Raw genomic sequence first — 13019 nt, forward strand, 5'->3', positions numbered from 1 at the left:
CTCGTTCAAGGTCAGATTGCCATTTAGAATCTGTTTGTAAAGTTCGTTTTCGGTAATATTCGTTGACCATCTGCACCTCTCCGAGCGCAAGGCAAAATTCCTCGAAGTCCATTGGGTGCATATCGATGGAACGCTCCTCGGACGGAATCGTTATGTTTCTGTCATTTTGGCGGATAGAAATGAGAGATTCGCGACGGAAAAGTTCCACCCCGTAAAGACCATTTTTCACCTCTTTTAGAGAGTGCGCGAGTTTGCAGACCGCTTAAGTATAGATAGTGCGCATGTTTAAATATAACTGAATTCCGTAACATTAAAACCGAGACTGAAGAAGAACGTGTTCGTACATAGTGTCACCAGTGGTGTCAAAATTTCTACGACACGAAGTCGATCAAGTCCAGATACATCATCCTGGTGTTCAACGACTGGCTCGAATCAACACGGAAGGCTTCTTTCTCGAGATTTTCGTCCGAATACAAAAAAACGGAAACCGTTCTTTTGGTAAAAATTTATCGTTTCGGGCCTGTTGTAGGCATCGACAACCATAAAACAACAACCAGTTTTGTTATCCGGGTGGATAAACCAGGAAATCAGGTAATCAATGACCTGACTCCCCAAGTGCAAGCCGCTGCGTTGGAACTAGCCGTTAACTCCCAATCGTCCAATCAGGAGCGCAGGATACGTACGCGTATGCTTTGCATTGGGCACCTTGCGTTCCAGGCGGTTCCGCGAAGACTTGGGAATCATTGTCGATTTGATGCTGTCATGCATCGTTCCGAAAGAAATCGTCTAGATCCTCATCGCCGCAGCAGAACGAGGACAGGTCGGTATTCTTGTCGATGGGGTAAAGAGCGCAATCAGATGCTAAACGGATTCTTTCCATTATGGGCCTCTCTGTAAGAACGTGCGCAGGCGGCCATCTCGTCGATTTGGGCGAAGGAAACTTTGAGCCCGAGACAACGCGGATTCCTTTCGTGTTCTTCGGCAGCACGAACGAACGACTCTGCCGTAGAGCCTGTAAGAACCAGGATATTTCTTATTTCAAGAGCCATAATACCCCCATAATCTACATTTATTTGCTGGTTCGGTCAACTGAAATTTGTCAACCCCTTCCCCAGGCAAAATCGCAAAAAATTCGCAGCCCTCAAAAAGTCATTTTCAGTCACAAACATTATCTATCTTTCGGGGCGGAGGCCTTATGGAAAACGATACGTTCGGCGGCGCGATACTCGCATGGGTCAAGAACGCAAAGGCGTTCCTGAAAGTCCAGGCGGGCACGGGCGACAACCTGCTCGAAGAAGACATCCGGGAAGGGTTCACCGACTATTGCCTGTGGTCCACGTTCCGGCCGGAAAGCATCGACACCGACAGCGAGTTGGACATGGAATGCCTGGACAGCGGCATGGTCCTGTTCAGGGAAAACTGCACCCCCGGAGAGGCGCTGGAATCGAGCTACCGGCAAGCCTTCGGCACGGACTTCGACAAGGATGACATCGCGGTACTGATGGAAAAATGACGCCGCGTTTTCACTTGGTGGGGGAAATATCCCCCTGCCTGCAGCCCCGGCTAAGGTCCCTGAGCCTGCCGAAGGACCGGATTTTCCGGACACCCCCTCTCCTAGGGGTACCACCCCTAAAACCTTGGGGATGCAAAAAAAACAAGAAATATGAAAAAATAGATTGTCTTTTTTTTGGATTGATAAGTTATCTTTACATCCGAATGAAGACTTGTACAGAGACGTTTTATGCAGTTTAAATCCGTTACACAGAAAGAAATTATAGATGCCGATTGCTCGGCACGAATAGTTGTAAATGCGGGGCCGGGTACTGGGAAAACCTATACCTTGATTGAAAGGGTCAAGCGCTTATTGAAAGATGATAATATAGATGCGTCAAGTATATCCATTTTATGTTTTTCTAGGGCGGCGGTTCGTGTTGTTAGAGAACGACTAGAGTATGCGTCTGAACATGGAGAGATATCAAGAAAATGGCTTGAGATAGACCTGCGATCTTTAGATTCCTTTGCAACGTATTTGCTTCTTTGGGGTAGAAGTGAAAATATTGTAGTTGGAGATATTTCTAGATGGGATTATGATGAGCGAATTCATCAAGCAGTTTTGCTGCTTAATAAATATGGTGTTGAACGGGAAATTATGGCTCCCTATCAGCATGTTTTTATAGATGAAATTCAGGATTTGGTTAATGACCGCGTTGATTTCGTTATCGCACTCTTAAAAAATGTCATATCTTTAAACGATGCATGTGGATTTACCTTGTTTGGAGATTTATGTCAAGCAATCTACGATTATTCTGCTGAACAGAATAAAGCATCTGTAGACTTATATAATAGGTTGTTCGCTTTACAAAATTTTGACTTCAGTACAACATATCTTTTTTATGAACTAAATGAAAATCACAGGCAATCAGCGGAATTGCAAAATAGTTTGAAACCGTTTAGAGATTGCTTATTGAAGAATGATTATATCAAATGTGAAACAGCACAGAAAAAAATTTTAAGTATTTTTCCCTCACAAAGAATAGATTTTTCGAATTTTAGTATTTCGAGTTCGGGAACCGTTGGTATATTGACAAGAACGAATGCTGAGGCTATCGTTATTTCAGAGTGGCTTAAAAGAGGTAAAACGCCTCATCGACTTTATTGCCATACAACAAAAAAATTTGCACTTGGTGATTGGGTAGGGAGAATTATTCTTTCTTGCAATGATGATATGATATCTCAAGAGCAGTTCCAAAATTTGTTCAATAAAATATATCCTGAGTTACATGGTGTTGGCTCTGAAAAATATTGGAAATCCCTAATTGGAGAAACAGAGTCTACTAACGAACAATATAAACTTTCGTCTATATTGAGTGGAATTATAGGCAAATCCAAAGATTTGTGCTTGATGGATTGCATTGAATCGGCTGACAAGCCTGTTTCGGTAAGTTGTATTCATCAATCAAAAGGATTGGAATACGATACTGTAGTTGTTCTTGACAATATTTTTTCAGATGAAGAAAAGGAATTGGCGTATGATGGGTGTGAGCATAAGGTCCATTACGTTGCCTTAACGAGACCCAAATCAAAATTGATATGTACGCATATCGCTCGCCAATATATACATGTTGTGAAAAACGAAAGTAGGCGCTGTTTTAAGGTTGCCAATACTAAAGATCAGAAGCATAAATTTTTAAGTCGGATAGAAGTTGGAGAAAGTGCTGACATAAATGAACTCTCTTTAGCATTGAATCGTGAATCCCAAGATTATATTTGTAATACTTTAAAAGCGGGAGATGGCTTGGTCCTTAAACGTTGTGATATCGGCTCATTGAGTTTGAATGAGAAACGTGTCTTAGGCTCTGATCAAAATGGCTATGAGTATTGCTATAGAATATCTCCCACTACTAATGAAAGCATAACGCTAGGTTATACAAGTAGAAAATTTAACGACATTATTATTGCAGCCCTTAGGCAAATGTGGCGATTGCCATATCATGTTACAATAAAAAAAGAACAGCTGCCAATTTATTTGCGAGATGTCCAGGTGGAAAATATTGTAACATATGTTGCGTCAAATAGTGTTATACTTCCTAGTGCAAAAAAAATTGGCAACTCGCAGATATGGCAAGGTTTTTCTATGAGTGGCTTTGCACGAACTTCTTTACAATAAGGGAAAAAAGATGTCAAATTTTCAAGAGTATTACAAAGCAAGAGAAATTGTAGTTGATTTCTTGAGAAAAGACTTGCTTGGGCCTGTAGAGGATAACGAAATTCTCACAGAAATGCCGACGCAGTATTATATTACTGGGAAATTATATCCGTTGGATAGCAGTAATTCGGTTGAAACGGACGAAGAACTTTCGTCTGTCGATTCTGTTGTAGAAAATAAGTTCGATGAATATGATTCGTCGATTTCGTTGAGTAATCAAATAAAACCGTCATCTGTGGGAATGACATTTACGTTAAAGACGGGTGTAAAGTCTTTTTGTGTAAAAGGAAGCTTTGCTTTTTATAAACATTATGATTATCAAGAAGCTGAAAAATCCGGATTTGATTTGTCTAAATGGTCTGCCGAAGAATCAAAGCCTAAAGATTTGTGGCGTCGAGAATCATGTTCTTTTTCGAAGAACGTTTGTTTGGATTTAAAAACTAGATGTCAATCCATCGAATTAGACGGGAGTCTTGAATTACGGGTTTTCCTAAAGCGATTGTCTGAAAAAAAAGAAATGATTGTTACTGTAGCTTTGCTCAATATGAATAAAGCTTGTGATAATGCTGTTGTTGATGCTGAAAAAATAGCGTTTCAACCTTCTATTAAAATTGAGGCTTTGGAGTCGGAATCACAAAAGAATATCTTTACTACAGTTGAACAAAGAGCTTATCTTTCAACAGATCATGAAATTTTAAATCTAGACCTTGTCTATTCTGATGTGAAATATTATGCACAGGGGCATGGTTGCGCTGTGAAGTGGGACTTGTCGGCAGCAGAACCCGCTTGGATTTGTTGTGAATTCATTCCTGACTTCAATTTGAAACAAATGCGGGCGCAGTCATTGGATGACGAAGATTTTGCCGAAGTTTTTTCAATGAAATTTCTTGCAGATTCTAGTAACAAGCAAAATATTATTAAATACATGAATGCTTTTGCCGAAAAGTATCACAAATGGATTGATGCTTTAGATGTTGAACATCTTGAAGTTGATGAAAAATTGAAAGTGGAAGGACGCGAAAACAAAGAAAAATGCTATGAATCATATAATAGAATTTGCAATTCTATAAGGAATTTGGAAGATGATGAAAAAGCATTTAAGGCTTTCGTTCTAGCAAATGAAGCCATGTTTGCGCAAAGGAAACGTTCTTTACAAAACCAAAATAAAACGGTTGATGAACAAAAGATTACTTGGCGCCCGTTCCAGCTAGCTTTTATTTTACAGGAGTTGACTTCTTTTATAGACCCTAACTCCGATGACCGTAAACTTGCGGATTTGTTGTGGTTCCCAACGGGTGGTGGAAAAACAGAGGCGTATTTAGGTGTTGCGGCGTTTACGATATTCCTAAAAAAATTGCGTAATCCTCAAAGTGATGGAACGCTTGTGATTATGCGTTATACATTGCGCTTGCTAACGATCCAACAATTTGAGCGAGCGAGTACTTTGATTTGCGCTATGGAATTGATTCGCCAACGGCATAGAGATGAACTTGGACCTAATGAAATTTCAATAGGCTTATGGGCTGGACAAGGGTTGACGCCTAATAAAATAGATGATGCTAGAAGCGCTTTAATTAAAATGCAGTCGGGGGAGGATCCTGATCGGTTGAAGTCGAATCCGGTTCAAATTCATGTTTGCCCTTGGTGTGGCACCGAATTAGATAGCGCAGATTATTCTATAAATGAACAACGCATGAATATTAACTGCCCTAATGAACGATGTGAATATAAAAATGGATTGCCAATTCATTTGATTGATGAATCTATTTACAACTATACGCCGACATTTCTTGTTGCGACGGTAGATAAATTTGCGCAAATTCCTCTAAACGACGCCCCGAAGGCCTTGTTTGGCTTGGGCAATAATCGTTTGACACCCGAATTGATTATTCAAGATGAATTGCATTTAATATCAGGGCCTTTGGGGACGATGTGTGGTTTGTATGAGGCCGCAATTCAGCAATTGTGTACGAAGAATGATATTCCTGCTAAGGTTATAGCCTCAACAGCGACAATTAGAAATGCTGCAAATCAGATAAAAGCTCTATATGGACGCGACCATTCGCAGTTCCCTCCACAGGGAGTTTCTGCAAGGGATTCTTTCTTTGCTGTAGAATCTTCTGAAGAACAGTCTCCGGCTAGACTTTATTTGGGCGTTATGGGCGTTGGAACGACTGTGGCAACAGCGTTGATTCGTATCAATGCTGTGTTATGGTTGGCTACGCGTTATTTACAGAAAGAAAAATTTGAGGATTCGGTAATAGATTCGTTCTGGACGATTACGGATTACTTCAATTCGCTAAGAGAATTGGGTGCTGCAGCTACGCAAATTATAGATGACGTGTATAGTCGCTTGTGGTATTTACAAAAAAATAAATTCTCAAAATATTCGGCAGATTTGGAAATAGATGCTCCGAATTATACAGAACTGACTAGTCGAAAGAGTAGTAAAGAGCTTACAACTGATATTCAAATCAATTTAAAAAAATCCTTTAGTGCGAAGAAAGACAATAAAGATGTTTATGATTTTCTTCTGGCTACTAACATGATTTCTGTTGGTGTTGATGTTGGGCGCTTGGGAACTATGGTGGTTTTAAGTCAACCTAAGACAAATGCGGAATACATTCAAGCAACGAGCAGAGTCGGCCGTGAGACGCCTGGCTTGGTTATTGCTTTGTACAATATGATGCGTTCGCGAGACCGGTCTCATTACGAGCAATTTATGCAATATCATTCTGCATTTTATCGGTATGTTGAAGCAACGAGTTTGACGCCGTTCTCGGATCGTGCTAGGGATAGAGGGCTCCATGCGTTATTTGTTGCTTTATGTAGATATTTAGAGCCTTCTATTAGTGAAAATAAAAAAGCCTGTAGATTTAGTCCGAGTATGCCTATTGTGGAAAAAGTAAAAAGAATAATCCATGATATTGTATTGAATGTTGACGCTAAAGAAGTCGATTATGTAGAAGAAGAATTGTCAAATATAATAGAAGAATGGGTTTACCGTATTAGTGAGTGTAATGATCTTGAGTATAAAAACTATCAGAATGATGAACAATCTTTATTGAAAGATGACATAAATATTGACGATCGGTTTAGGACAATGGGCAGCATGAGAAGTGTTGACCATGAATCTAAAGTGTATCTAAAAAGATAAAGTAGGAGATTGGTATGAAACTGAGAATAAATCGTTTCCCCAGGCCGACATTTGGACGTGGCGCGACTAGAACAAATGAGGTGAAAAATGTGGGCTCTATTCGACGTTCCCAAATCATTACAACATTTGGTCCTGGAGCCATCGCTGATATGGTGGACATGTCCGTAATCATTGCTTCTCCAGAATATTGGTCTGATGCAAAGCCTATTCGTGAGCCAAATTTGGAACATTTGTTAAAAGTATCAAATTTTTGTTTGCCACCATATTCCGAAAGGGAAAATTCTCGAGATATTCCCGCATACAGATTCCCTTATTGGGTTTTTTGTCAAAAATGTCATGCTTTAGCACCATATTGGAAAATGATTGCGACGGAGCAATGTAATCATAAGAATGGGAAAAAAGAACTATTAGTTCCATCGAGATTTGTATGTGCGTGCCCTTCAGGTCATTTGGAAGATTTTCCTTATAGTTGGTGGGTTCATAAAGGAGATTTTGTTGCGGTTGATAGATGTGATCCTGAAAAGAAATATGATAATCTCAAAATTAATTTCCAGAATAAATCTGGTGGATTGGAAAGTATAGTAATAGAATGCACCAAATGCGGACAAAAACGATCCATGGCGGGTAGCATGGGTAAGGACTCTTTGTCTAATTACAGATGTAGAGGAAAACGCCCTTGGTTAGGTAATGAAATAGAAGACAATGATCCAAATAGTTGTGAAGAAAAATTAAGGGTCTTGCAGCGTGGTGCGGCAAATGTGTATTTTACGGTAACGTCTAGCGCATTAACTATCCCTCCATGGAGTGAAAAAATAAGGGTGGCAGTTATGCGCAATTCGAGGCTGCAAAACGCTCTTAAGGATGAATCCTATTCGGATGACGCAAAAAAAATGGCTATAAACATGTCTGTACCAGATTTGGTTAGACAATATGGTGTTGAAAAAGTATATGACGAAATGATGTGTACAATTAAGGGACCTGACACCACTAAGCCATTCACGAAGCAAAAAATGTATGAAGATGAGTATAGCGCTTTATGTAATGGAAATAATGAGGGTGAGTGGTTTTGCTCAAGTAAAGAGAATGTTTCGTCATTCTTACAATCGTACATTTCGCAGATGGTGTTGGTGACTCGACTTCGTGAAGTTCTTGCTTTGCGAGGTTTTTATAGAGTAAAACCGGAAGGAAGTGCTAACGGAGAATATATGCCGTTAAGTCGAAATAAGCTAGATTGGCTCCCAGCAATTGAAATGTTGGGTGAGGGTATTTTTATTCGACTTGATGAACAAAAAGTGGCGGAATGGGAAAAGGCTAATTCATCTCGTTATGAAGAAATGGATAAGCGTTTGAAACATAGTGGCATACGTTGTGATAATTTTTCAGCAAGATATGTCTTACTTCATACACTATCGCACTTGCTAATAAGACAATTGTCTATAGAAAGTGGATATTCAGGATCTTCGATTAGGGAACGAATATATAGTTCCTATAAAGATGGACTTAATATGGCGGGGGTGTTGCTATATACGTCGTCTTCTGACTCCGATGGAAGTTTGGGAGGACTTGTCAGGAAGGGTACTGAAGAATCTTTTGAACAGACTTTTAGAAGTATGCTGCAGGGAGCCTCATGGTGTTCGTCAGATCCAATTTGTGTTGATTCTCTAAGTCAGGGGACAAATGGACTTAATTATGCTGCGTGCCATGCGTGCACGTTGCTTCCTGAAACATGCTGCGAGATGCGAAATTGTTTATTAGATCGTGCCGCTGTTGTGGGCAAAATCGATCAGCGGGATGTGGGATTCTTTGAAAACATGATGGAACGAATATAAGAAAAAGAGGCGCAATATGGTTGAAATGATTCCAAATAATTTGATTTCTGATGAAGTGAAAAGCGAAGCAGAAAAGGATCTGTTTTACCAATTTCGGGATGAAAAAACTGATGAGAATTTTGTTGTATTACATTCTTTTGCTTTGCCGGAGCATCAAAGTAAAAAATTTGGTGAGGTTGATTTCGTTATAATTTCACGAAAAGGAATTGTTTGTGTTGAAGTAAAAGGAGGAATTGTTAGTCGAAAAAATGGAAGATGGTCTTTTACAAATAGGTACGGACATACGAATGAAAAAAATGAAGGCCCGTTTCAGCAAGCACAAGGGAACATGTGTTCTTTGCAGAACAGCCTCAAAAAAGTATTTGACAGAGATAGTCCGATTGTAAATTGCACTTATGCTTGTTGTGTTGTGATGCCGGGTTGTATTTTTGAGGATAGAAGTCCTGAAGTGATTCCGGACATTTGTTTTGATCAAAGGTCAGAGATAAGTTTAAAAAATATAGTAGACACGAGTATAAAATATTGGAATTCAAGGAATAAGTATGGATTCGTTCGTGACGATCTGAGCGATGAAGACATAAAAAAAGCTGCAGGTATACTTAGGGGCGATTTTTGTTGCACTACAATTTTAAAAAATGATTTAGACCGAATAGAGAAAAAAATCGCGACGCTTACAGAAGAGCAGTTTGATGTGCTAGACCAAATGTCGGACAATGCTAGGGTGCTGATTTCAGGTCCTGCAGGTTCTGGAAAGACTGTTTTGGCGATGGAATTGGCGGAACGATCCTTTTATGAGGGAAAAGATGTCCTATACTTATGTTATAATAGATCGATTGCTCAATATGTGAAAGACTGCTTTGCAGAAAAAAATGTTGATGTTAACGTGAAAACGTTTCACGCCTATTTGGAAGACTGCTGCGGTAAAGAAGCAAACGAGAATTCCGATAGATACTTCAAGCAGATTCTTCCTGAAAAATTTTTGGATCAAAAGAATTCTTTTGCATACGATCTGTTAATTATAGATGAAGGACAAGATTTGTTAATTCCGGCTAATTTGAAGTGCATGGATAAGATGATCAAATCTGGAATGCAAAATGGAAATTGGGCGATCTTTTATGATGTTAACCAAAATATCTTTAATGCGAATGAATCTTTTGAATCGTGTTTTTCGAAACTATCCTGTAATGCAGCAAAGTTCAGATTAACAAAAAATTGTCGGAATACTAGAGAAATTATTGATACAAACATAAGTGTGTCGAATGTGACCACTCAGGGAACTCCTTTAGTTGATGGGGGGCTCGATTCAGTGAGTTTGAAATATTCGTCATTACAGAGTGAATATGACCAGGTTATAGGAGTCCTTCATGAATTGCGAGAAAAGTCTGTCCCTGCATGTGATATAGTCTTGTTGTCGAAGTATTCTTTGGATAATCCCCAAAATTGCCTAAATGGTAAAAACCTCGATCTAGTTCCTTGGTCTTTGAAGATAACGTCGCCATTATGGAAGGCTAGAAAGGATGAAATCAGATTTTCGACAATTCATTCATTCAAAGGGCTTGATGCTAAAGTGATTATATTAATGGATGTTGATGATTTTAAAAGTCCTCAAGCTAGGTTGTTAAATTATGTAGGCATTTCTCGTGCGGAAGCGTTATTGTATGTTTTTTATGACGAAAACAAAAATGCGGATAGAGAGCAAATGCTAATAGAATCTTTTAAAAATTGATGAAAATAGTCGTTCTTTTTCAAGATGTCATAAAATGACGCTTGCTCGATTTATATTTGTGCGGTGAAGAGCCGTTATTTGTTGGTGAACAGATGTAAAATTCGAACTGAGGACCAAAGTCAGAATGGTCATCGTTGTGATATGGTCTAATTGTTCGGTTTTTTATTATTTTTGAGTCAAGAAAAGGATTACTTGATGGGACGATTGATGAAAAGGAAACTCACGTTCATAGACCTGTTTGCAGGATGTGGTGGATTGAGTGAAGGTTTTCTTGCAACAGGGAAATATGAAGGTCTTGCCCATGTGGAGTGGGAAAGCCCGATGGTAAATACCTTGCGATCTAGGCTAGTTCAAAAGTGGAATCATTCTGAAACTGATGCGAAAAAACGTGTCGTGAAATTTGATGTCCAACGGACGGAAGAGCTTTTTCATGGTTGTTGGTCTGACGAAACGAGGCGCCTTTATGAGAAAGAAAACGACCCGTCTATTATTGAGTTTGGACTTGACGGATTAATTGGGAAGAAAAAGGTTGATTGCATTATTGGCGGGCCGCCCTGCCAAGCCTATTCCATTGCTGGTAGAGCCCAATCTCCGACAGGAATGAAAGATGACTATAGAAACTATTTGTTTGAAAGCTTTGTTAAAATAGTCGATCATTATAAACCGAAATTTTTTGTCTTTGAGAATGTTCCTGGGCTGCTAAGTGCGTGTCCTGGAGGAAAGCCTGTAAAGGAAAGAATTTACGAGGCATTCGATAAAATTGGTTATGAAATAAGGTCTCCTGAGGAACTGAAAAAGTCCGTTTATTGTGCAGAGGATTTTGGTGTTCCGCAAAAAAGAAACAGAGTTATTATTGTCGGGATTCCCAAAAAATCAAAGGTTCAATTAGATTCTTTTTATAAGGCTCTTGATGACCATAGAATTAGCAAACATAAGACTGTTCGAGATGCCATAGGTAATTTACCCAAGTTGCTCCCGTTAGATGTTGTTGATTGTTGTGGCCGATCAAAGGTCTCGCATCGTCAGATTTCGGGAAAAAAGGTAGACCTTCATAATCCTAGATATAATGGTAAGAGGGATCAGAAGCTTTTTTATGAGTGGCTATCAAAAGGCATGAATTTTTTCTCACAAGAGGAAAAGAAAGCGTTTTATACCAAAATAACAGGACATTCGTCTAATCATATCAAGTATCGAAATCTTGAATGGGACAAACCCTCTCCAACAGTTGTCGCGCATTTGCAAAAAGATGGGTATATGTTTATTCATCCCGATATAGATCAACTGCGTACAATAACTATTCGTGAAGCGGCTTTGCTTCAGTCTTTTCCCAAGGATTATTGTTTCCTTGGATCGAATCCGTATTGCTACAAGATGATTGGCAATGCTGTGCCGGTTTTATTTGCGAAAGGGATTGCTGAGGCTATGTGCGAAGCCGTAAATTCTGAGGTGAATGATGGCTAAAAAAATTTTGAATGTCTTGATTGCATGTGAAGAGAGCCAGGCTGTATGTAAGGAATTTCGTAAGCTTGGCCATAATGCATTTAGTTGCGATTTGTTGGATTGTAGTGGTGGACACCCTGAATGGCATTTTAATCAAGATGTTCTTGCTTTGATTCGAGATGGAAAAGGAACATTGCAGAACGGCAAAACGTATAAGTTGCCTAAAGGACAAAAATGGGATTTGATGATTGCACATCCGCCTTGCACGTTTCTTGCGGTAAGTGGGGCGAGATGGTATTATCATCCCGAAGATAAAAATTTGCCTGTAGAGCAGAGACGACCGCATCCAAGATTTCCGAATAGAGCGAAAGATCGTGAAGATGGTGCGGCGTTCTTCTTGGCGTTGGCAAATGCTGATGTTGAACATATTGCTGTGGAAAATCCTGTTGGCATTATGAGTAAACGGTTTAGAAAACCGGACCAAACTGTGCAGCCATATTGGTTTGGAGATTCCGCGTCTAAGGCTACATGTCTTTGGTTGAAAAATTTGCCCGTCTTGAAAAAAACGAAAGTTGTTGATCCTGGTGAAAGAGTTGTTTTGTCTAGTGGTAAAACTTTGCCAAAATGGTATTCCGATGCACTAACCAAGGCGAAAACGGATGCTGAACGGCGAACTTTAAGAAGCAAAACTTTTCCTGGGTTTGCGAAGGCCATGGCGAAGCAATGGAGCGATTTTTTGACTAAATAAAGGGCCGGCTTATGATTTATGTGAGAAAAGTTTTTGAACACGATGTGACTCATCAAGTAAGCATTGATCAATATGTCTATGAACATTTCTTTCATGAACGTGAAATTCTCTCATTTACTGTTCACGGAGATGATGTCTGTCGATATGAAGTAAATGTTCGGTACCCAACAGACAAAAGACTTGGCGGCCAATTTAAAGAAATATGCCGTCGATTACATTATCAAGTCGACGATTTACTAGTGATAAAGTCATTGGGTAATGGTCTTTACCAAATGAGTTTAATTAAGCCAAATTCACAAAGATACGCTCAATATGCGGCTTGCTTTCATGGAATGGAAAGGCATGCAATATTAAGTGAAATGGCTGAAGGCAACTATAATTTAATCTATCATCACTAACGAAAGGAAAAAAGC

The 13019-nt window shown here is 39.4% G+C and carries 9 protein-coding genes and 1 pseudogene; 8 read left to right on the top strand and 2 right to left on the bottom strand.

The genetic code is table 11. From position 1 onward, the window contains the following. Positions 1 to 46 precede the first annotated feature (46 nt). Both BUC30_RS16490 and BUC30_RS04125 read right to left on the bottom strand, forming a co-directional pair. Positions 47 to 187: pseudogene (locus BUC30_RS16490) on the bottom strand (ATPase); the annotation flags it as partial. Between the two features lie 667 nt (positions 188 to 854). Next, positions 855 to 1049, bottom strand: a complete 195-nt coding sequence (locus BUC30_RS04125; protein WP_073423650.1) for a hypothetical protein — start codon at positions 1047 to 1049, stop codon at positions 855 to 857. 146 nt (positions 1050 to 1195) lie between these two features. Between BUC30_RS04125 and BUC30_RS04130 the strand changes: the two genes are divergently transcribed. The 8 genes from BUC30_RS04130 to BUC30_RS04165 all read left to right on the top strand — a co-directional run bounded on the left by BUC30_RS04130 (position 1196) and on the right by BUC30_RS04165 (position 13004). Further along, complete coding sequence (locus BUC30_RS04130) at positions 1196 to 1513, top strand: hypothetical protein (RefSeq protein ID WP_073423651.1); 318 nt, start codon at positions 1196 to 1198, stop codon at positions 1511 to 1513. A 228-nt stretch (positions 1514 to 1741) separates the two neighbouring features. Then, entirely contained in the window at positions 1742 to 3667 is a 1926-nt protein-coding gene (locus BUC30_RS04135) for a UvrD-helicase domain-containing protein (RefSeq protein WP_073423652.1), read from the top strand. Then, positions 3645 to 6863, top strand: a complete 3219-nt coding sequence (locus BUC30_RS04140) for a helicase-related protein (RefSeq protein ID WP_083555487.1) — start codon at positions 3645 to 3647, stop codon at positions 6861 to 6863. Before BUC30_RS04135 ends, BUC30_RS04140 begins: the two co-directional genes overlap by 23 nt. A 14-nt stretch (positions 6864 to 6877) precedes the next feature. Continuing rightward, positions 6878 to 8692 carry a DUF1998 domain-containing protein gene (locus tag BUC30_RS04145; protein ID WP_073423653.1) on the top strand — a complete coding sequence of 605 codons (1815 nt, stop codon included), beginning with the start codon at positions 6878 to 6880 and terminating at the stop codon, positions 8690 to 8692. A 16-nt stretch (positions 8693 to 8708) separates the two neighbouring features. Next, positions 8709 to 10418, top strand: a complete 1710-nt coding sequence (locus tag BUC30_RS04150) for a nuclease-related domain-containing DEAD/DEAH box helicase (RefSeq protein WP_073423654.1) — start codon at positions 8709 to 8711, stop codon at positions 10416 to 10418. Between the two features lie 195 nt (positions 10419 to 10613). Further along, positions 10614 to 11879 (top strand): DNA cytosine methyltransferase, encoded by a 1266-nt coding sequence (locus BUC30_RS04155; RefSeq protein WP_083555489.1) that lies wholly within the window; start codon positions 10614 to 10616, stop codon positions 11877 to 11879. After that, positions 11872 to 12606: a hypothetical protein gene (locus BUC30_RS04160; RefSeq protein WP_073423656.1), complete on the top strand. Its 735-nt coding sequence runs from the start codon at positions 11872 to 11874 to the stop codon at positions 12604 to 12606. The genes BUC30_RS04155 and BUC30_RS04160 overlap by 8 nt, the downstream gene beginning before the upstream one ends. Positions 12607 to 12617: 11 nt before the next feature. Further along, entirely contained in the window at positions 12618 to 13004 is a 387-nt protein-coding gene (locus BUC30_RS04165; protein ID WP_073423657.1) for a hypothetical protein, read from the top strand. Positions 13005 to 13019 lie beyond the last annotated feature (15 nt).

The organism is Fibrobacter sp. UWB7, from assembly GCF_900142945.1.
GTDB lineage: Bacteria > Fibrobacterota > Fibrobacteria > Fibrobacterales > Fibrobacteraceae > Fibrobacter.